Origin of the sequence: Sphaerisporangium melleum (genome assembly GCF_014646695.1) — a bacterium.
Taxonomy (GTDB): domain Bacteria; phylum Actinomycetota; class Actinomycetes; order Streptosporangiales; family Streptosporangiaceae; genus Sphaerisporangium; species Sphaerisporangium melleum.
In genome coordinates, this window is sequence record NZ_BMNT01000021.1 from 307 (window position 1) to 20,080 (window position 19,774).

Genomic DNA, 19,774 nt, shown 5'->3' on the forward strand with positions numbered 1-19,774 from the left:
GATGGTCTGGGTGGCCGAGTCCATGTTGCGCACGTCGTTGCCCAGGATCAGCGGCGAGGCCAGGATCGACCACAGCGCCATGTGACTGCGCATCTCGGTGTCGTTCATCCCGCCCCGGCCGACCTCCATCATGTCGGTGTCGTTGAACGCCCCCGGCCTGGCGTACCCGGCCAGCGGCACGGTGACGTTCACGATGTTCTGGATGCCCATCGGGTACCCGTTGGTCTGACCGGTGTCCCACTTGTTGGTGATGTCCTCGGTGGTCCGCCAGATGTTGGCCACATCACCCCAGTTGCGCTGCGGCCCGGTCTTGGAATGAATGCTGTTGGAGTTGATGCTGTACAGGATCGGCCGCCCCGCCGCCGCCAGCGCGTCCCGCATCTTGGCGAACGTGCGCACCTGGTCATCGATCGTCCCGCTCGGCGAGCACCAGTCGTACTTGAGGTAGTCCACCCCCCAGGCGGCGAACTGCCGGGCGTCCTGCGCCTCATGCCCCTGCGCACCCGTCGCCCCCGCATACGACCCGAAGTACTGCGCGCAGGTCTTGTCCAGCGGCGCCTGGTAGATCCCGAACTTCAGCCCCTTGCCGTGCAGATAGTCCCCCAGCGCCTTCATCCCCGACGGGAACCGCGAGGCGTTGGCCTGCAGGTTCCCTGAGGAGTCCCGGGTGGAGTTCATCCAGCAGTCGTCCACCACCACGTACTGGTAGCCCAGATCCCGCAGCCCCGAGTTCACGATCGCATCGGCCATCTGCTTGATCAGCGACTCACTGATGTTGCACCCGAAGGTGTTCCAGCTGTTCCATCCCATCGGCGGCGTCCGCCCCACCCCGTTCTCCAGCGCCTGCGCCGGCGCCGCACCGGTGGTCACCACCACCGCGGCCGAGGCCACGGCCACCACCGCCGACACGGCCGGGGCCAGCACGGCCCGCACCCGTCTCCTGGTCATCGAGGTCTTGGGGATCGTTGAGGTCATCGAGGGCTCCTCGGGGGAGAGTCCGACCGGCTCGGCCCGTGCATCCGGCTCGCACGGGAAGGTCCCGAACCGATCAATCCTGTTGTGAGCGTTAACAACGCTTTGGTCGACGGCACGCGCGAAGGCGTGGCTGGTCCAGCGGAGCGTGCTCGCGCCTCTGGCGACGGGTCAAGCGCGGTACGGGCCGAAGCCCCGCGAACTGCGCCGACGCCGCAGCGCCGCTGAACGTTTCAGTTCCATCGCACCACGAGCGCGGACGAGCCGGGCGAGGTGATCACAGCGCCTCGCCCGGCGTCCGGTCTCAGCGGCGCGGGGTGGTCACCTGGAGTGGCGCGGACTTCGGGCCGAGGTTGCCGGCCAGGTCACGGGCCTGTACCCAGAAGGTGTACCGGCGGCCGGGGGAGAGCTCGGAGATCGTGGCCTTGGCCGCGGTGACCTCGGTGGTCTTCACCGGCTCACCCGCGCTCTGCCGCGACACCAGGTACCCCTTGACGGCGACGTTGTCCTTGGCCGGGCTCCAGCTCAGCGCGACGGAGTGCGCCGTCGTAGCGCCGGCGCGCAGCCCGGACGGCGCGCAGGGCGGCACCGTGTCGGCGACGACCAGCGCGGTGATCGAGTTGGCCGGGAACGTCGCGGACGCGGTCGCCCGCGGGGCGGACGCGCCGGGCTTCACGGCGGTCGTGCGCAGCGGCAGGTCGGCCTCGCGGCCGATGGCGGCCAGGTCGGCGCCGCTGTACCGGTAGACCTGCGCGGTGCCGCCCGGGGCGCCGCCGTCGATGGTGATCGGGCTGGTCAGGTCCGAGCCGGTCTTGTTGACCACCATCAGCGTCAGGGCGCCGTCCGCGTTGCGCTTGGCGCCGTAGACGGCGAGCCGTCCCTGGTCGGCGCTGCCGGACAGGACGGAGGTGTCACCGAACCGGCCGCCCTTGCCGTCGTAGTTGAGGTACATCTGGAAGGCGTACGCGCCGGGCTGACCGGAGGTGGGCGGGTCCCACAGCGTGGCGAGGTCCGCGCCCTCGCGGCCGAGGATGCCGAGCACGTCCGCCTGGGCCAGGGCGCCGTTCAGCGAACCGAGCGCGCCGAAGTTGTACTCGGTGATGGCGACCTTGGTGCCGGGGTAGTTCCTGGCGACCATGTCCTTCATCCGGGGGATGAGGTACACCGGCTGCCCGATCCAGCTCTCGTCGGTGTAGGTGCGGTCCCAGAGGGTGCGGGTCTGGCGCAGCCGCAGCGCCTGCTTGGCCGCGTCACCGGGGTCGGCGGGGTCGCCGCCGAACACCCCGGCCTGCGGGTACCAGTGGTTGTCGTAGTAGTCCAGGATGCGCACGCCGTGCGACGCCTCGTACGCCCGCATCTGCCCCAGGTACCATTCGCCGAACGGCACCCCGCCGTGCGCGGCCTGGTCGGGCGGGTTGCTCCAGCAGCCCTCGATCGCGCACCGCTGCTGGTCGGACCCCGAAAGGGTCAGCGACGACCAGCCCCAGCCGACCGGGCCGAGCGTCCGGGCCTTCGGGTCGGCGGCCTTGACCGCGGCGGCGATCTCGTAGGTGCGGTCGCGCATCTCGTCGTAGGAGGCCCCGGCCGGATGGACGTCGCGGTGCGTCGAGTGCCAGATGTCCGGCTCGTTGTCCAGGTTGTAGAACTTCACCCCGCCGCCGGCGGCGTCGCCGTACCGGCCGCGCAGGTGGGCCATCCAGTCGGTGACGTACTCGGACCCGATCTCGACACTGGTGTCGTGCGGGTCGTTGCCGGTGATGAGCGTGCCGTCGGGCCGGACGCCGTTGCCGCAGTCCGGCGCCCACTGGTCGGTCGACTGCTGCGGGCCGTACTTCTCGACGCTGAACCCGCACGCCTTGGCCCGCTCCTTGGGCGCCCAGCCGATCAGCGGGAGCGTGATGACGCTGTCGGTGCCGGTACGCCGGTCCTGGTCGACGAACCGGTCGGTCTCCGAGCCGTCGGGCAGCGCGTCCGGGTTCGCGTTCTCACCCGCGATGTTCTCGAAGAACCAGTCGGACGCCCGGTTGGTGGTGTCCAGCCGGAAGTTGTACCGGGTGGTGGCATTGCCGCCCCAGCGGCGCACCGGGAGGCGCAGCTCCTTGGCCAGCGCCTCCTCGGTGAAGTTCATGCCGTAGACGTACGGGCTGATGGGGTGGGTCGGCGCGCTGAGGTCCACCGTCAGGGCCGGGCCGGCCTCGGCGGCGGAACCCGTGCCCGCCGCGCCGCCGGCGGCCCGCGCGGGCAGAGCGGTTGCGGCGGTCGCCAGCAGGGCCGTCGCGGCCAGGGTGAGCCAGGTCCGGTGCGGTGCCATGGCGGGTGGCCTCCTCGAAGTGGGTACGTGCCCCCGGCGCGGCCGGTGGCGGCTACCGGCCAGATGCTGCTGCTCGCGCCTTAACCGGTCCAGAATCCGGGCGCCGGCCTTTCGCGCATTCCCTGGTCAGCCTCACTGAGCTGCTGAAACTTTCAGCCGTGCGAGCCGCGCTCAGCTCCCGGGCACCAGACGGTAACCGCGATAGCCCGGGCAGCTCCCCGACGTCTTCCACCTTCCGGGGTTCAGGGTGACGATGACCGTTACGCCCTCGCAGTAGACGAGGAGCGTGCTCAGTTGCTTGATGTCGCAGTAGAAGGTGATCCGGACGCCCGGGCCGAACTCGGGGGTGCAGGTGCTCTCCTCCGCCTCCACGGTCGTGGTCCGCGCGACGCCGTCGGGCAGGTCACGCAAGGCGGTGACGGCGAAGGCACCGTGTGATCCGGCGCCCGGCGAAGCCCACGCCGCGCCCCCGCCGAGCGGCGTCACCAGCAGCGCGGCCAGCGCCAGCACGGTGAGGACGCATCGTTGAGCAAGCCTCATCTCGTTTCCCTTCTGTCGCGATTCCGCGTGGCATCCATTGACGCCACGCGTGTTTTTCATCCGGCCGGAGTCCGTTGATTCCCGACGGATCGGCCCATTGATTGACCGTCGATCCCGGATAATTGTCAACATCGCCCCGAATACGGGTGCCCGAAACATCGCGCCGTCATTATCGGTCGAACTGGAAATTCCATTGCCGTCCGGACCTGGCTGATGTCGTGGCCTCGATCGTTCCCGTGCCGCCTGGATCGCGCGGATTCCGGTGGCCGCTACTCCTGGAAGACGATCTGGAACCAGACGGCGCGGCGGGCGCCGTCGCGGTAGGTGCCCCAGCGTCTGGCCGGATTCCGCACGATCGCGAGGCCACGCCCGTTCTCGTCCGCCGCGCCGGCGGTGCGCGGGCTGGGAGCCGCGCACGGCGAACCGTCGTCGAGGACGACCACGTGCAGCCTGCGACCGGGCAGTTCGCCGAGGGTGAGCTTGACGGTTCCACCGTCCAGGTGGAGTCGGTGTGCGCCAGCGCGTTGGTCACCAGTTCGGAGACGAGGAGGGTCACGTCGTCCAGGGCAGGGTGATCGTCGCCCAGCGTCTCCCGGACGAACCGCCGCGCGGCCCCGACGCTCCGCGGCGTACCGGAACGCCGCCGAACGGCGAAGAACGGCGATTCACGACGGGCTGTCGTAAGCCGCCGTAGACCGCCGTCGGTTGTCGTTCCCGCTTCGACTCGTCCCCATGTTTGGAGCGGCCGTGAAGAGTGAAGCCGGGGCTCGGGAAAGCTCGCCCCTCGAACGGTTCGCTGCGGACCTCCGCGCGTATCGCAAGGACGCCGGGCTCTCGCAGGCGCGCATCGGAGAACGCCTCGGTTGTTCTCAGGGCCTTGTTTCGCAGTTCGAACTGGGTAAACGCAGGCCGTCGCGGGACCACGCGGAAAGGCTCGATCAGATCTTCGGCCTGTCCGCGACATCACATTTTGTCGCGCTATATCGCCTGATGAACGCTCCTGATGGTGGACCGCGCTACCACTTGCGCTGGGTGGAGGAAATCGAGCCGCGCGCCGGGGTTCTGCGTACGTGGGATCCCTTGCTGGCTCCGGGGTTGCTGCAAGTGGAGTCGTACGCCAGGCAGATCTTCCGTCGCGCGCCGATGATCTCGGCGGCCGAAGTGGATCGGCGTCTTGCCAGTCGGATGCAACGTAAGTTGGTGCTGGACCGGGACGACCCGCCGTTCGCCCTGTGGGCCCTGCTCGATGAGGGAGTGCTCAACCGTCCGGTGGGCGGTCCGGAGGTCCGGATCGGACCCGATGCTCTTGCGGTGCCGGCGGATCACTCCGGTGACGTAGTTGAACGCGACAAAGCGACCGCGGCACGGTAGAAAAGCATTTGAAGTCCTTGGTGGAGATGGTTGTTCTTGGTCGTTCAACTCATCTACCAGGGGCTGCACTATGTCTACGGCCAGACGCCCAACCCGCGATCATGCTGTGACCGGCCAGCCCTCGCACGGGGATGAAAAGGCTGATGGAATGGGCATATTCCGGTGGCCGGTCCCGGGCGCGCCCGGTAAAGCGCGCAGCATTCCGCTGGATACGAGGATTCATCCAGGCGGCACCATGTTTCGGGCGCCCGCAATCCCGGTTCGCCCGACCTTAAATAGACGGCGGTCGTGGGCGCGTCCATACTCGACTTGTCCCGGACTCCCCAACGCCCTTTCCGGAGGAATCTTGAACACACTAATCCGTAGAACGCGATTACGCCGGGCGCTGGCCTTGCTGATCGCCATCGTGGTCGCCTCGACCGGAACGGTGGCGGGCACCGCCTCCCCGGCCCACGCAGGACTCATCGACTGGGTCGACAGCCTCGAAGGACCGACCCCCTGGACCACATGGGAGGGAGGTGGCCAAGGAGACGGCGTCGCCGGCTACGACATCAACGGAGGGGTGGCCTATTCGGGGCTGAACGACGGCTGGCTCTACGTGGGCAACGGCTGGGCCGCCAACCGGATCCGCAAACCCCTCGCCAGTATGAGCCCTCGCTTCAACTGCTCGGCGGCCGTCTGGTTCAACGTCCTGGCCTCCGGCGCGCAGGTTGGCCTGCAGATCTGGGACCCGAACGGGTGGCGCGTCATCGCGGAAACCTATCCGTGGGTCGCCGGAGGCGGCTACAGGCAGGTCTACATAACCGGACTCAACCTGCAATCCTACGGGGAAATCTACCTGCAGGTCATCTACGGCAACAACAACGGCGTCAGAACCTACATCCGCTTCGACCACATGCAACTCCAGTGTTACTACTGAACATTTTCTCATCACTGAGCGTTTTTCGTGCGCCCAGCAGAGCAGGAGGTGAAACGCTGACATAGCGGCTGATCTTGTTGTTCGTAAGCTCGTCGTCGCTTGCCGGTGGAAGTCCGGTCCGGGTGGCTGCCAGGAGGCCCGGTAGCTGGCCGGCGGCTTCGTCTGGAAACGGGCGGGGTCGAAGCCCAGCGTCGATCGAAGTGATCCGGGTCTGATGGAGGCTCTATCGAACCCGGTGCGGTTCAGAGGTCACGTTAGTGACTTTCTTGACGGCTTCGGGGAAATTCGCGCTGTAGAGCCGGGCGCACGTCTTGACCGCCGCCTCGGCGTTGTAGACGTCCTGGATGGCGTCCTCCGCGCCGGGCTGCGCGGGCTTCGGCCCAAAGTCGAGGACATCGTCCGGGGGGTCGGAACAGTTCGACCAACGACATCAAGATCACGGCTGGCCGCCCTGAGCGTCGGTCTGGCTTCTTTGTGAGACCGGTTGATGCCATGCGGTATCTGAGGCGCTCTCGATTCCCTATCCTGTCGTTCAGCTTGAGTTTCACCGCGCACGACGAACAGGAAAATCGATGGTCATAGGCAAAGGCAGCAGTACCACGCACGGCCAGGCTGCACGCCTGACTCCTTTCGACCTCTGGGGGCACAGCGGCTGGTGCAACCAGGAGGTCGCTGGAGAGAGCCATTACCTGCCCGCTTTGGAAAGAGTGTTACGGGCGGGCACGGGCGGGCTTGACGAGTTCGAGACAAGCGCACTTCTGGTGCCCGAGCCGGCCAACCGCCATGATCCGAGTGCGGTGGCGGTGTTGATCCAGCACGAGACTGTCGGGTACCTCCCACGAAAAGACGCTGTCAGGTATCAAGGCCTACTCAACCACCTAGCGGGTATGGGCTTCGTCGCCCGTGTGCCGTGCCGGGTCTGGGGGGGAATGCTCACCGACAACGGCTATGACCGATCTGGGCGTATAGCGCTGACTGAGCAGTTCAGAGCACGTGTCAGCATCGCGCTCGCCGAGCCACATCTTTGCCTGCCTGTGAACGCTGCGCCGCAAGGGCTGCATGTCGTGCTGCCGCAGGGCGGGTCCATTCAGGTGAGCGGGGAGGAGCATCACCTGGCCGAGATCAGACCGCTGCTCCGGCCGGAGGGGGAGAGCTATGCGTACGTAACGCTGCACGAGGTGAGTGATTCCAGCGGGCGTACGGTCAAACAGCTCGTCGAGGTGCGACTCGACGGGAACCGTGTCGGGCAACTGACGCCGAAGATGAGCGGGGAGCTGCTTCCGGCGATCCGTCATCTTGACGGCATCGGATACCTGGCCGCCTCCAGGGCGAAGCTGAAAGGGAACCATCTCAAGGCCGAGGTGACCCTGCATTGTGTCCGAGCGCATGAGCTGCCCAATGACTGGCCAGGCGAGATCGGTCACACCTCGTCGAACGCGTCGACGAGGCAGCAGCCAGAGACGTTCACGGGGGCCGGTCCGTTGCTAGACGGTCCAGCCGCCATTCGACCCCACAGGCCTATTCCGCCGAAACCGTCTCGGATCAGATTCGCCGTACCGCCGGGCTGGCCGCCGCCCCCGGAGGGCTGGGAACCGCCACCGGGCTGGCTACCGGATCCGTCCTGGCCCCTGGCGCCCGGCAACTGGAGCTTCTGGGTCGTCGAGTGATGACCCCATGGATGCGAGCAATGGCGCAGCCGGATCTGACGAAAGCAGCGTGGCGGAAGTCGCGGAGGAGCGGGGACACCGGGGGCGGTTGCGTGGAGGTGGCGGGGAACGTGCCGGGGGTCGTCGCGGTGCGGGACTCTAAAAATCCCTCGGGGCCGATGCTGGTGTTCACCCCGCACGAGTGGGGCCGCTTCCTCGACGGCGTCGCACGAGGAGCGTTCGACCGCTGATCGCGCCTGACCGTCCCGTGTGGGCGTGGACGGCTCGCTCCCGCATCAACCTGACCGCGATCTCCTGGCCTGTCCATCCGCCTGCGCCCGTGACCTGCCGGTGGGGCGTCGGTCGCCGGGTACGGAACCGGTGTCCGGCACGAGAACGCGCGATGTGGATCCGCCGTCCGGTGGTGGCCATCGGCAGCGGTCGGCTCCCGCACGCCGGCTCGGGTGGGCGGAGCCGGGCCCCTGTGCCGGCTCCGCCCCGTCCCGCCTCGTACGGGAGTCCGCTCGCGGTCATGCCTTGCGACCGGCCCGGCGGTAGCCGTACAGCGCGTAGGCGCCGAAGACGGCCGGCCGAGCAGGGTCAGCGCCGATCGGGCGGAGGACGCCTGCCCGAAGGCGACGTGCCGGGACAGGTCGGCGTAGTTGAACATCGGTGTCCACCACGAGATCTCCCGCAGCCGGCTCGGGAACAGATGCGCCGGCAAGGGCCCCCTCGAACCCGTCCTGTGAAAGCGTCTTCAAGCTAGGCCTGCCGATGTGACCCGAACCGCCGGAACGCGAACCGGTTGCCGCCGAATGGCGTACGGCCGGGGACGAGGCCGAAGTCCGGTCAGGTCGCCATCGACCAGGGGCTTCGTCCTGGTTGCGTGGTGCGTGGCCGCCGATGCACGATGAGAGCGTTTTGTTTCCCCGGCATCGACGCACGCATGCGAAGGGAGGCATGCTCACTGTGGTCGCCAGCAGGGTGGGCGTTCATCTCGATCAGGTCGAGGACCTTCAGGTGGCGGCCTCTTCGATCTTTGTTCCCTTACAGATCAAGGACTTGGCGAAGAAGCCTTTCCATGCCATCGTTCGCAACACGAATCTGGGCCCGGTGACCCTTACCCGAATTCAACACACCCCCGCCACCGTCCTGCGCCGGCCACGTCTGATCACCTCCACCGATCCCGATCTGGTGAAAGTCACACTGCACCGGCGCGGGCAATTGATCGTGTCGCAGGACGATAAACAATCCGTGGTGAGACCCGGCGACCTGATCGCGTATGAGACCTCGCGGCCCTACCAGCTGATCGGCAATGACCGGTGCGACCTCGTGGTCATCGGCCTGTCGAGGTTGATGCTCGGCCCGGGGGCCGACCTCATCACCCGACGCACCGTCACCGCCATACCCAGCGATCGCGGCACCCGGTCACTCATCGCGGGCTTCCTGTCAGACCTGCTCGACACCACCGATGAGGTGCCCGCCCACGCCGGCATCCGCCTCGCCGACGCGCTCGCCTCCTTGATCATGACCGTGTTCGCCGACACCACCGCCGAACGCGTCGACGCCCGCACCGAACTGACCGACCGGATCATCGTCTACGCACTGGCCAACCTGGGTGACCCCACCCTGTCGGTCGAATCGGTGGCACGCCGCCACGGGGTCTCGGCCCGCCACGTTCACAAACTGCTCCAGCGACGCGGCATGACCTTTGCCGCCTGGCTCAAACGCGAACGACTCCACCGCATCCGCCGCGACCTCATCGATCCCGCATACGCCCACCGCACCACCGCGGCGATCGCCGCCCGTTGGGGCATCTTCGACCCCGATCACCTCGGCCGCGCGTTCAAGGCCGAATTCGGCCACACCGCCGCGAACATCCGTCGCTCTCGGCTCCACTGACCGGCAGAGCCCCGGCTTCCTGCCCGGCGGGCTCAGTCGGTGTGGACGGGGGCGGGGGCGGGTGAGGCGTCGCGCATCCGCTCCTCCGTCCAGTAGTCCTCGGCCGGCCCTGGGCTCTCGACCCGGTGCGCGGTCGGCGCGGCGGGGTCGGCCGGGTCGACGCCGTCGACGTCCGCGCTCGGGGATGTCACGATGCGCACCGTGACCACGACGAGGGCGACCAGGAACACGGTGCCCACCGCCGCGATGATCGTCTTGACCATGACTCGTGCCTCCCATCGGCAGGAGGTGCCGGTGCCGACCTGGGGCCGGAAAGGCGGGTGCGGGGCGCGCCGGAGCCGGGGCGCCCCGCGTTCGCCGCTTTCTAGACTAACGAATCGGCGTAGTTGAAGAGGTCCCAGTCGGGGCCGTCGAAGTACGGGCTCCACCACTGGGTGGGATTGACGATCTGGTTCAGCGTGCTCGACGTGCCATTGATGTAGCCGAGGCCGGTGCTGTCGTCATACGCCCACAGCCAGGGACCGCCGCTCTGTCCGCGGGTCAGCGGGCAGCCGATCGTGATCTGGTTCGAACCGGAGGCGGACGTGGTGTTCTGGCAGTAATACTGCCAGTCGCCCGGATAAGGAGATTCGGACGGGTAACCCATCATGGTCAGGAAACGCGACTTCGACTGCCCGGTCTGGATGCCCTGGCCGCCCACGGTGTTGACGAGGATCTGACCGCTCGCGTTGTTCGCGGTCTTCACGAAGCCGACGTCGTAATCGAAGTCGCTGTTGTTGATCCAGCCGTTGAAGCTGACCAGCCAATTCGAGGGGAACGAGCCGTACGGCCGGTTTCCGAAGTTGTAGTAGGGGACGAAAACCCAGTTCTGGTGCCAGGTTCCGCTGGGGCCGCCGCCGTGCACGCAGTGGCCGGCCGTGCTCACCAGGCGCTTGGACGTACTGTTGATCGAGGCGCCCGAGCAGACGTAGTTGAGCCCGTCCACGGCGTTGCGGTAGAAGATCTTGCCCACGGTGATCGACGCGTTCACCATGAGCTGGGCGGACTCCTGACCGGCCACCCGCCCGGCCTTGTCCGGTAACGCCTTCTTGCCGGACAGCGGCGCCACGGGCGGGACGCTCCTGGGGATCGCCGCCGCCGCGGCGTCGGCGGAGGTGTCCTGGGAAGGCGCCGTGCGGGCGGGCTCCTTGACCGGGATCGCCTTGCTCATGCGATCTTGGGTCCAGTAGTCCAGCACGGCCTGTGACCTGCTCTTCCGTGCCGTGCTCATCGCCTGTGCGACGTCGGGGCTGACGGGGGCCGGGACGGCGACGGCCGCTCCCGGGTCGTTCACGCTCGGTGCGGCGGCGCCGCTCACCGGAGCGGTGGCCACCATGGCTCCGCCCATGAGCGCGACGGTGGCCGCGGCCATGAACACACGCCTGGCCGAGGGGGGTAACCGAAATCCGCGCATGGAGCCTCCATAAAGGCTTCGGGGAATTCGCGACGCCCCGAAGCTACACAGGAGTCATGGCGTTGTAAACGACGGATTTTCGTGGGGCAGGTTTTGGCCCGGGACTTTTCCGGGCCGGGAACTCTCCTTTTCAAGGGGGCCGGCCGCCGTTGCCGGACTGATTTCACGTCCCGATCGCCAATTCATGAACGAGTGGTGAAAACGGCGGGTTCAGCCATGGCTCCGGGTGATCTCGATCAGCCCGGCACGGCGGCGCCGGCGGGGGAGGGCGGCTCAGCCGGCCAGTTCGGCGATTCCCTTGACCAGGCGGTCCACGTCGGACTCGTCGGTGTAGGGGGCGATGCCGGCCCGGACGGCGCCGGCGTCGCCCAGGCCGAGCCACCGGCTGCACTCCAGTGCGTAGAAGTTTCCCGCCGGGGCGTTGACGCCGCGTGCCGCGAGGAACTCGTGCGCCGCGGCCGGCGCGACCCCCTCCACGGAGAACAGGGTGGTCGGTGTGCGCCTGCGGCCCGGCGACCCGTGCCGCCGCACCGCCGCGATCGCGGCCAGTCCGCGCTCCAGGCGTTCGAGCATGGCCTGCTCGTGCCGCTCCAGCTCGGTCATCGAGCGGAGGAGGCGTTCACGCCGGCTTCCGCCGCCGGGGACCAGGGCGGCCAGGAAGTCGACGGCCGCCGTCGTCCCGGCGAGCAGTTCGTAGGCGAGGGTGCCGAGCTCGAAGCGCTCGGGGACGGCGTCGGTCGCGGGCAGCAGCTTGTCGGGGTGGATGCCGTCGAGCAGGGCGGGGTCGGCGGCGAGCGCGCCGAGGTGCGGGCCGAGGAACTTGTAGGGCGAGCAGGCGTAGAAGTCCGCGCCGAGCGCGGCGACGTCCACTGGGGCGTGCGGGGTCAGGTGGACCCCGTCCAGGTAGAGCAGGGCGCCGGCCGCGTGGACCCGCTCGGCGATCGCCGGGATGTCCGGCCGGCTGCCCAGCAGGTTGGACGCCCCGGTGACGGCCACCAGGCGGGTGCGGTCGCCGAGCAGGCCGGCGACGTCCTCGACGTCCAGCACGCCGCTGTCGCGGTCGAACGCGGCCCAGCGGACGGTGACCCCGTGGGCCTCCGCCACCTGGACCCACGGCCGGATGTTCGCGTCGTGGTCCAGGCGGGTGACGACGACCTCGTCTCCGGGCCGCCACTGCTTGGCCAGGGCGCGGGCCAGGTCATAGGTGAGCTGGGTCATGCTGCGCCCGAACACGATGCCGGAGGGCACGCCGCCGAGCAGGTCGGCCATGGCCTGGCGGGCCGCGAGGACGATCTCGTCGGCCCGGCGTTCGGCCGCGGTGCGCGACCCGCGGTTGGCGACGGCCGCGCGGAGCGTCCCGGCCACCGCGTCGGCGACGGCGTCCGGCGCCTGGGTGCCGCCGGGCCCGTCGAAGTGGGCCGCTCCTTCGGCCAGCGCCGGGAACCGCCGTCGTACCGCCGCCACGTCGTACATCGCAAATGCCCCCAAAGGCCATAAACGCATCGAATGCCCTGACGATAGGCCCAACCACCCCTCCGGGTCCCGTCATGGTGGGGTCGGGGGCGCGCCAAGCATCGGATGCTGGGCGTTATGTGGTCGATCGCTCGGGTACGCGAATTTCGATGGCCGCATTCCGGAACAGAAGGAGACGATCATGGGACAGGCGAGTGCCATGCTCGACACCTATCCGGCCGATCTCGGACGGATCGACCGGCAGGCCCTGGCGGCGTGCATCGAGGCGTGCTTCGACTGCGCCCAGACCTGTACGGCGTGCGCCGACGCCTGCCTGAGCGAGGACGCGGTGACCGAGCTGGTCCGGTGCATCCGTACCAACCTGGACTGCGCGGACATCTGCGCGACGACCGGACGCGTGTTGTCCCGGCACACCGGCTATGACGCGAACCTGACCCGTGCACAGCTGCTGGCGTGCGTGCAGGCGTGCAAGAGCTGCGCCGACGAGTGCGACCGGCACGCCGGGATGCACGAGCACTGCCGGGTGTGCGCGGAGGCGTGCCGCCGCTGCCAGCGGGCCTGCGACGAGCTGATGTCCAAGCTCGGCTGAGCGGAACGCCCCTCCAGACGTCGTGCGCGACGCCCGTTCATCGGGCGTCGCACACGCGCGCCCGGCCCGCCGGTCACGGCGAAGCACCGGCGGGCCGGGCGAAATCACGGCGCGGCCCGCCCGGCCGGGGTGCCCGGACTCGCCGGTCCGTGGTCACTCGCCGGGCGGGAAGTCGGTGGAGCGGCTGACCTCGGCCCACTGCGCGGCCTCGGCGGCCCGTGCCTGGGATGAGGTGTCGGCCAGTTTCACCGCGTCCGAGCCGAGGAGCAGGCGCAGGGGCGGCTCGTCGAGCGCGACGATGTCGAGGAGGATCCGCGCCGCGCGGGCGGGGTCGCCCGGGGCGTTGCGGTCGAAGCCGGCGCGCCGGCGGTTCATCGCGCCGACGGTCTGCTCGTAGTCCGGCCCGACCGGCGGGATGGTCATCGACGAGCCGGCCCAGTCGGTGCGGAAGCCTCCGGGCTCGACGATGGTGACCTTGATGCCCAGCGGCTTGACCTCGTTGTTCAGTACCTCGGAGAAGCCTTCGACGGCGAACTTCGCCGACTGGTAGGCGGCCAGCCCCGGGGAGCCGCCCACCCGGCCGCCGATGGAGGAGAACTGCACGAAGTGCCCCGACCGCTGGGTGCGCAGCACCGGCAGGGCGGCCTTGGTGACGTTCACGACCCCGAAGAAGTTGGCCTCCACCTGGGCGCGGAAGTCCTTGTCGGAGGTCTCCTCGATCGGCGAGGAGTTGGCGTAGCCGGCGTTGTTCACCACCACGTCGAGCCGGCCGAACTCCGCCACCGCGAGGTCGACGGCGGCGCGCGCGGCTTCGGGGTCGGTGACGTCCAGGGCGAACGCGCGCACGCGGTCGCCGTGCTCGCGGACGAGGTCGTCGAGCTGCTCGGGCCGGCGGGCGGTGGCGACGACGTGGTCGCCGTGGCCGAGCGCGGCCTTGGCGAGTTCGCGTCCGAAGCCGCGTGAGCTGCCGGTGATGAGCCAGGTCCTGGTCATGGTCGTTCCTCGTTCTCTCCCGGCCGGCAGTGGCCGGACCGGTCAGTGGATCAGGCCGTCGGAGGCGGACACCCGCATGAGCGCAACGCGGGTGCGGCTGTCGACGGCAAATATGTCACAATGATGTGGCTGTAAGACAGGTTTATGCGACAAGGAACTGCATGTCAAGGAGGCGGGACGACTCTCCGCCACGGTGCAGGCCGCTGCTCCGCCGGAGCGCCGCTCGCGCTCCGGCCTGAAGGCCGGCCCGGCCGGCTGACACGTACGCGGTGGACGACCTCGGCGGATCCGCGGCACTCCGGTCTAATTCCGTCACGGTAAGCGAGTGGGCGTGAATTACTTGTCAGCGTCCGCCGGGCGGGAGGATGATCGGCTCTGGTCGCGTGCGAGGTGAGGGGGAGCATGCATGAGCGGCGGCACTGGTCGGGACGGCGGTCTGCTCGTGACGCTGCTCCTCATGCCCGAGGCCGAGACGGATCCCGAGCAAAGGGAGCGGCTCACCCGGCACCTGCGCGTCGAACTCGCCGAACTGGACGTCGAGTCGATCGGCTTCGCGCCCGGCGATCGGCCTCCGCCCGGTGCGAAAGGCGCCGACCCGGTCACCTTGGGGGCCATCATGGTGGCACTGAGCGCGGCCGGCGGAGTCTTCCCGACACTGATCGACGTCGTCCGCGACTGGCTCGGCCGCCAGACGGGCCGCCACCGGATCACGATCACCATCGACGGCGACACCATCGAGCTGGAGCGGGCCACGCGCGAGCAGCAGCGTGACCTCGTCGAGGCGTTCTTACGCCGTCACATGAGAGGGTGACCCGTGGAGCGGCGGTTGGCGCTGGTGATCGCCTGTTACGCGTACGAGGATCCGGGGCTGCGGCGGCTGACCGCGCCCGCACACGACGCGGATGCGCTCTCCAGTGTGCTGAGCGATCCGCTGATCGCCGGCTTCGAGGTCACGACGCTGGTCAACGAACCGCACCACCGGGTGGGCGAGGCCATCGCCGAGCTCTACCGTGACCGATCGCGGAACGACGTGACCTTGCTGTACTTCACCGGCCACGGGTTGAAGGACGACGCCGGCCGGTTGTTCCTCGCGATGGCCAACACCCGCCGCGACAGCCTGCTGTTCACCGCCCTTTCGGCCGAGCAGATCGACCAGGCGATGGAGGGGTGCGCCTCGCGACGGAAGATCCTCATCCTCGACTGCCGCTACAGCGGCGCTTTCCCGTCCGGACGCCTGGCGAAGGGTGACTCGGCGGTGCACTCCCTGGAGCGCTTCCGCGGCCGGGGGCGTGTGGTCCTCACCGCTTCCGACGCCACCCAGTACTCCTTCGAGGGCGACCGGCTGCGGGGTGAGGCCGTGCGGTCGGTGTTCACCCACCACCTGGTGGAGGGTCTGCGCGAGGGGCACGCCGACCTCGACCGGGACGGGAACATCACCGTCGACGAGCTGTACGACTACGTGTACGAACGCGTCGTCGCCGAGACGCCGCAGCAGCGGCCCAAGAAGCAGGACGACGTCGAGGGCCGCATCGTCGTCGCCCGCAACGTCCGCTGGACCCTCCCCGCGCACCTCCGCGCCGCGCTGGCCAGCCCGATCCCAGCCGTCAGGCTCGGTGCACTGGAAGGGCTCACCGATCTCCACGGGAAGGGCAACGAGTTCGTGCGCGCCGCGGTTCTGGGCGAGATCGAGCGTCTGGCGGACGACGACAGCAGGCAGGTCTCCGCCGCGGCGGCGCGGTGGCTGACGGCCGGCTCCGAGCCGGCGGCCAACGCGGGCTCCGGGTTCTCTGGCCGGCAGCACCGCGATGTCCGTGATCCACGGCCGGACGAGGAAGACGATGACCCCGGCGGGCGCCGCGAATCGGTGAAGAGGCAGTCCGAGCGGCCGGAGGAGCGCGGCAAAAGCGTTGCCACGAGTGGAGAGGTGGCGGGAGAGGGTGGTCCTTCCGCCCGTTCCGGGCGGCGGCGCCCACGGGCGGTCAGGTGGTTCCTGGACGCCGGTCTCCCCGCCGCGCTCCTGGCTTTGGCGGCCGCGGGACTGCTGGTGGCGGGCCAGATCCAATGGAACGGCTCTCGGGCGGCGGCCGTGGCGTCGGCACGGAGCGGCGCGTCCTACTTCGCCGTGGGACCGGGCCCAGGAGCCGCCCTGGGCTGGTATACGGCCATCCTCGCCTTCGCGGCCCTGCTCGGTGCCGCGCTGACCGTTCTACCGCGGACCCGCTCGCTCGTGGGGCCCGGCTTCCTGGCCGGGATCGGCGCCGCCGCCGCATGGGGCCTGGCCTACTTCGCCGGCGACTTCCGGCCCGGGCTCGACTTCGGTGGCCGGTTCCCGGGAGAGATCGCAGGGCACGTGCTCCTCCTCGGGGCCGCGCTCTGCGCTCTGTACACACTGTGGCGACACCCCGCAGCGCGCCTGCGTCCTGTCCCGCCGCACGCCTGGGCGCGGCGGGCGGTGCTCGTCCTTGCGATCCTCGGCGCCTTCGCCCTGCTCGGTGCCTTGGCGGACGTCGCCGCGGTGAAGCGGGTGGAGGAGGAGGTCAGGGTGTGGGCGGCGCCGTTCCAGGTGGCGGCCATGCTCGCTCTCGTCCTGCCCGCCGCGGCGGTCACGTCCGCCACCCGCAGTCTCGGGCTGTCGCTGCTCGCCGGTTGGATCGCAGGCGGCACGGCCATCCTCGCCACCATGGTCGCGCTCGCCATGGACGGCGCATCCCCGGCCCCGACCATGGTGGCACCGGTCGCCGTGTTCGCCGGCACGCTGGCCCTGCTCTGCCTGGCCGCGGTCGTGTGGGCACGCGTCCCGGAGGCGGCGTCCGCCTCACCGGTCCACGGTCGCCGGCGCTTGGGAGTGGCGGCCCTCCCGGTCCTCCTCGCGTTGAACGCGGCGACGGGGCTCGGCGTGGTGGTGCGCTACGACGAGTTTCCGGCCCTCGTCACCTCGGTCGCGGTCAGCCCGGACGGCACCCGCGTGTACGCCGTCGGGGACATCAAGGGCTCGGGCGGCACGCGGATGTGGAGGATCGACACGGCCACCAGGCGTACCGTCGGACGGTCGGTCGCGCTCGGGAGCGGCTTCCAGAGTTTTTACCAGATCGCGATCAGCTCAGATGGTCACCGCGCGTACATCAGCCGCCATGACACCAACTCCGTCCGGGTGGTGGACACCAGGACCAACGCCATCGTCGGGCAGCCGATCACCGTGGGGAGCCGGCCCGCCGGCATCGCCGTGTCCCCGGACGGCCGGTACGTCTATGTGGCCAACACCGACTCCGCCACCGTCTCGGTGATCTACACGCGCACCGGGACTGCGGCGCGGCCGCCCATCCCCGTCGGAGTCCGGCCCAGGGGCCTCGCCGTCGGGCCGAAGGGGCGGATCTACGTCGCTGACAGCGGTTCTCGTCAGGTCTCCGTGATCGACCCGGTGACCGGTCAACGGACGGAGGTGCCGACCCGCGACGACGCTCGGGGGGAGCCCGGCGGGCTGGCCGTGAGCCCGGACGGCACGAGGCTGTACGTCAGCACCGGCGGGATATGGAACCTGACCGGCGAGGGCCTCCAGGAGGTCGACATCAAGGCCGAACCTCCCACCGGAAAGTGGTACGACGTGAGCATCGGCGCGTCCGGCCGGCGCGCCCGTGTCGAGGGCTGGTCGGGCGTCGCGGTGAGCGGTGACGGCGAGGAGGTCTATGTCACCAACGGCTGGTCCGACGCCTTGCTGACCTTCCTGCCGGCCGCAGGGCGGGTCTCGACCCGTCCGATCAGGGTGGGCAGGCACGCGACCGGGATCGCCGTCGCCCCAGACGGGCGCTACCTGTACGTGGCGACCTTCGACGGTGTCTCGATCGTCGACATCGTCGCGGGGACCAGCGAACTCGTCAGTCTGTACGCCTAGCCCGGCGGGCGTGCCCGGGCACGGGCCGGCGTTTCCGGTCGTCGTGGGCGTTCGCGCCGGGGCCTGGTCAGCCGCGTCCGCGGGCCTCTTCGCTGGGCTCGCACGGTTCGAGGGGCGGGGCGTCGAGGTTGCAGGCGGCCTTGCGCTCGGGGACGGCGGCACGCGAAGGAGTGCCAAGGGCGTTCGTCCTGATGGTGAGGAAGGTGAGCAGTGCGGCGCCGGCCATCATCGCGGCGCTGATCAGGATCGCGGAACGGAAGCCGGCGGTGAAGACCTCCGGGGAGGTGTAGGCCGCGCCGGTGAGGCCGACCAGCGGGGGGATGGCAGCGACGGCGAGCAGGCCGCCGGTACGCGCCACCGCGTTGTTGACCCCGCTCGCCACTCCCGCGAACCGCTCCTCGGCCGTGGCCAGCACGGTGGCGGTCAGCGGGGCGACGGCGGCCGACAGGCCCAGGCCGAACAGCGCGACCGCCGGCAGCACGTCCAGCAGGTAGGACGCCCCCGGGCCGACCCGGCTCATGAGCACCAGCCCGCCGGTGCACAGCAGGATGCCCACGGTCATCGGCAGGCGCGGCCCGATGCGCTTGCCGAGCTCGCCGGCGCGCGGGGACAGCACCAGCATCAGCAGCATCACCGGGAGCATCGACGATCCGGCGGCCAGGGGCGAGAAGCCGGCCGCGACCTGCAGCTCCACCACGAGCAGGAAGAACACCACGCCCATCGCCGCGTACATGATCAGCGTGACCACGTTGACGGCGGTGAACTCGCGGGAGGAGAACACCCGGACCGGCACCAGCGCGGACACGGCGGCTCCGGCGCGGGAACGGCGGACCTCCAGCGCGACGAAGGCCGCGCCCAGCGCGACGCCGGCGAGCGCCGCGACCACCGGGACGGCCGACCCGCGTTCGATCAGCCCGTAGGTGATGCCGGCCAGGGCGAGCGCGGCGAGCGCGGCGCCCAGCACGTCGAAGCGCCCGTCCGCCGCCTCGTCCCGGGTCTCGGGTACGTGCCGCAGGGCGACCGCCACGGTCAGCGCGGCCAGCGGCAGGTTGATCAGGAAGACCCAGCGCCAGCCGGCCGTCTCCACCAGCCAGCCGCCGAGCAGGGGGCCGACGGCGCCGGCGACGCCGCCGAGCCCGGACCAGGCGCCGACGGCACGCGGGCGGTCCTCGCGGGCGAAGGACGACTGGATGATGGCGAGCGAGCCGGGGGTGAGCAGCGCCCCGCCGACGCCCTGGAGCGCGCGGGCCGCCACCAGCGTCTGGATGTTCGGCGCCAGCCCGCACAGCGCCGAGGCCACGGCGAACCAGATCACTCCGGTCACGAAGACCTTGCGCCTGCCGTACCGGTCGCCGAGGGAGCCGCCGAGCAGGATCAGGCCGGCCAGGGTGAGGGTGTAGGCGTTCACCGTCCACTGGAGCCCGGACATCGACGCGCCCAGGTCGTGGCCGAGCCGGGGCAGCGCCACGTTGACCACGGTGCCGTCCAGGAAGGCCATCCCCGAACCGAGCACGGTGGCGAACAGAACCCACCGGCCTTGAGGGGATTTGGTACGAATGCCGCCTTTGTCCATGCGGTCCATCATGCTCGACGTTCCGCGTGCTCCGAACACCCCATCCTGCCCCGCCCCGCCTGGTTCGTGTGGGGCCGGGCACAGAGGGCCCGTCCGAAGCCCGCACGACACATACGCGCAGGTCGGCGTACGTCCCAAGGGCG

At 69.7% G+C, this 19,774-nt stretch carries 17 protein-coding genes; 8 read left to right on the top strand and 9 right to left on the bottom strand.

Features of this window, described 5'->3' with window-relative positions; genetic code table 11:
• The 4 genes from IEY93_RS19235 to IEY93_RS19250 form a co-directional block, all read right to left on the bottom strand.
• The coding region (locus IEY93_RS19235; RefSeq protein ID WP_229691269.1) for a glycoside hydrolase family 27 protein at window positions 1-975 on the bottom strand (975 nt) is incomplete at its 3' end.
• Between the two features lie 301 nt (window positions 976-1,276).
• On the bottom strand, window positions 1,277-3,283 hold the full coding sequence (locus IEY93_RS19240; protein WP_189164476.1) for a glycoside hydrolase family 44 protein: 2,007 nt from the start codon (window positions 3,281-3,283) through the stop codon (window positions 1,277-1,279).
• A gap of 171 nt (window positions 3,284-3,454) precedes the next feature.
• Window positions 3,455-3,823 (bottom strand): hypothetical protein, encoded by a 369-nt coding sequence (locus tag IEY93_RS19245; RefSeq protein WP_189164477.1) that lies wholly within the window; start codon window positions 3,821-3,823, stop codon window positions 3,455-3,457.
• Between the two features lie 269 nt (window positions 3,824-4,092).
• Window positions 4,093-4,266 carry an ATP-binding protein gene (locus tag IEY93_RS19250; protein WP_189164478.1) on the bottom strand — a complete coding sequence of 58 codons (174 nt, stop codon included), beginning with the start codon at window positions 4,264-4,266 and terminating at the stop codon, window positions 4,093-4,095.
• Window positions 4,267-4,570: 304 nt separating this feature from the next.
• On the opposite strand from IEY93_RS19250, the gene IEY93_RS19255 reads away from it, so the two are divergent.
• From IEY93_RS19255 to IEY93_RS19275, 5 genes are all read left to right on the top strand, one after another.
• Window positions 4,571-5,194: a helix-turn-helix domain-containing protein gene (locus IEY93_RS19255; RefSeq protein WP_189164479.1), complete on the top strand. Its 624-nt coding sequence runs from the start codon at window positions 4,571-4,573 to the stop codon at window positions 5,192-5,194.
• Between the two features lie 391 nt (window positions 5,195-5,585).
• Entirely contained in the window at window positions 5,586-6,113 is a 528-nt protein-coding gene (locus IEY93_RS19260) for a hypothetical protein (RefSeq protein ID WP_189164480.1), read from the top strand.
• Window positions 6,114-6,685: 572 nt separating this feature from the next.
• A complete protein-coding gene (locus IEY93_RS38315) occupies window positions 6,686-7,780 on the top strand; it encodes a hypothetical protein (RefSeq protein ID WP_203968754.1) in 1,095 nt (364 codons plus the stop codon).
• A 20-nt stretch (window positions 7,781-7,800) separates the two neighbouring features.
• Entirely contained in the window at window positions 7,801-8,010 is a 210-nt protein-coding gene (locus IEY93_RS19270; protein ID WP_189164481.1) for a DUF397 domain-containing protein, read from the top strand.
• Window positions 8,011-8,719: 709 nt separating this feature from the next.
• Window positions 8,720-9,661: an AraC-like ligand-binding domain-containing protein gene (locus IEY93_RS19275; RefSeq protein ID WP_189164482.1), complete on the top strand. Its 942-nt coding sequence runs from the start codon at window positions 8,720-8,722 to the stop codon at window positions 9,659-9,661.
• 32 nt (window positions 9,662-9,693) lie between these two features.
• On the opposite strand, the gene IEY93_RS19280 is transcribed toward IEY93_RS19275, so the two are convergent.
• The 3 genes from IEY93_RS19280 to IEY93_RS19290 all read right to left on the bottom strand — a co-directional run bounded on the left by IEY93_RS19280 (window position 9,694) and on the right by IEY93_RS19290 (window position 12,587).
• A complete protein-coding gene (locus tag IEY93_RS19280; RefSeq protein WP_189164483.1) occupies window positions 9,694-9,924 on the bottom strand; it encodes a hypothetical protein in 231 nt (76 codons plus the stop codon).
• 101 nt (window positions 9,925-10,025) lie between these two features.
• Window positions 10,026-11,114, bottom strand: coding sequence for a trypsin-like serine peptidase (locus tag IEY93_RS19285; protein ID WP_189164484.1), 1,089 nt, complete (start codon window positions 11,112-11,114; stop codon window positions 10,026-10,028).
• Between the two features lie 273 nt (window positions 11,115-11,387).
• Complete coding sequence (locus tag IEY93_RS19290; protein ID WP_189164485.1) at window positions 11,388-12,587, bottom strand: cysteine desulfurase-like protein; 1,200 nt, start codon at window positions 12,585-12,587, stop codon at window positions 11,388-11,390.
• A gap of 181 nt (window positions 12,588-12,768) precedes the next feature.
• Here IEY93_RS19290 and IEY93_RS19295 point away from each other — a divergent pair, with 181 nt between their 5' ends.
• Window positions 12,769-13,176: a four-helix bundle copper-binding protein gene (locus IEY93_RS19295; RefSeq protein WP_189164486.1), complete on the top strand. Its 408-nt coding sequence runs from the start codon at window positions 12,769-12,771 to the stop codon at window positions 13,174-13,176.
• Window positions 13,177-13,329: 153 nt separating this feature from the next.
• Here the strand turns inward: IEY93_RS19295 and IEY93_RS19300 are convergent, their stop codons facing one another.
• Window positions 13,330-14,169, bottom strand: coding sequence for an oxidoreductase (locus IEY93_RS19300; RefSeq protein ID WP_189164487.1), 840 nt, complete (start codon window positions 14,167-14,169; stop codon window positions 13,330-13,332).
• Window positions 14,170-14,575: 406 nt separating this feature from the next.
• Between IEY93_RS19300 and IEY93_RS19305 the strand changes: the two genes are divergently transcribed.
• Window positions 14,576-14,980, top strand: coding sequence for an effector-associated constant component EACC1 (locus tag IEY93_RS19305; protein ID WP_189164488.1), 405 nt, complete (start codon window positions 14,576-14,578; stop codon window positions 14,978-14,980).
• Window positions 14,981-14,983: 3 nt separating this feature from the next.
• The gene (locus IEY93_RS19310) at window positions 14,984-18,058 is read left to right on the top strand and encodes a caspase, EACC1-associated type (RefSeq protein ID WP_189164489.1); all 3,075 of its coding nucleotides are present in this window, start codon (window positions 14,984-14,986) and stop codon (window positions 18,056-18,058) included.
• A gap of 67 nt (window positions 18,059-18,125) precedes the next feature.
• Here the strand turns inward: IEY93_RS19310 and IEY93_RS19315 are convergent, their stop codons facing one another.
• Entirely contained in the window at window positions 18,126-19,631 is a 1,506-nt protein-coding gene (locus IEY93_RS19315; protein ID WP_229691270.1) for an MFS transporter, read from the bottom strand.
• Window positions 19,632-19,774 lie beyond the last annotated feature (143 nt).

Bases quoted from the DNA above. Each gene is read 5' to 3' on its own strand.
- IEY93_RS19240 (WP_189164476.1), bottom strand. From the start codon at position 3,283: ATGGCACCGCACCGGACCTGGCTCACCCTGGCCGCGACGGCCCTGCTG.
- IEY93_RS19245 (WP_189164477.1), bottom strand. From the start codon at position 3,823: ATGAGGCTTGCTCAACGATGCGTCCTCACCGTGCTGGCGCTGGCCGCG.
- IEY93_RS38315 (WP_203968754.1), top strand. From the start codon at position 6,686: ATGGTCATAGGCAAAGGCAGCAGTACCACGCACGGCCAGGCTGCACGC.
- IEY93_RS19270 (WP_189164481.1), top strand. From the start codon at position 7,801: ATGGCGCAGCCGGATCTGACGAAAGCAGCGTGGCGGAAGTCGCGGAGG.
- IEY93_RS19275 (WP_189164482.1), top strand. From the start codon at position 8,720: ATGCTCACTGTGGTCGCCAGCAGGGTGGGCGTTCATCTCGATCAGGTC.
- IEY93_RS19280 (WP_189164483.1), bottom strand. From the start codon at position 9,924: ATGGTCAAGACGATCATCGCGGCGGTGGGCACCGTGTTCCTGGTCGCC.
- IEY93_RS19285 (WP_189164484.1), bottom strand. From the start codon at position 11,114: ATGCGCGGATTTCGGTTACCCCCCTCGGCCAGGCGTGTGTTCATGGCC.
- IEY93_RS19290 (WP_189164485.1), bottom strand. From the start codon at position 12,587: ATGTACGACGTGGCGGCGGTACGACGGCGGTTCCCGGCGCTGGCCGAA.
- IEY93_RS19295 (WP_189164486.1), top strand. From the start codon at position 12,769: ATGGGACAGGCGAGTGCCATGCTCGACACCTATCCGGCCGATCTCGGA.
- IEY93_RS19300 (WP_189164487.1), bottom strand. From the start codon at position 14,169: ATGACCAGGACCTGGCTCATCACCGGCAGCTCACGCGGCTTCGGACGC.
- IEY93_RS19305 (WP_189164488.1), top strand. From the start codon at position 14,576: ATGAGCGGCGGCACTGGTCGGGACGGCGGTCTGCTCGTGACGCTGCTC.
- IEY93_RS19315 (WP_229691270.1), bottom strand. From the start codon at position 19,631: ATGGACAAAGGCGGCATTCGTACCAAATCCCCTCAAGGCCGGTGGGTT.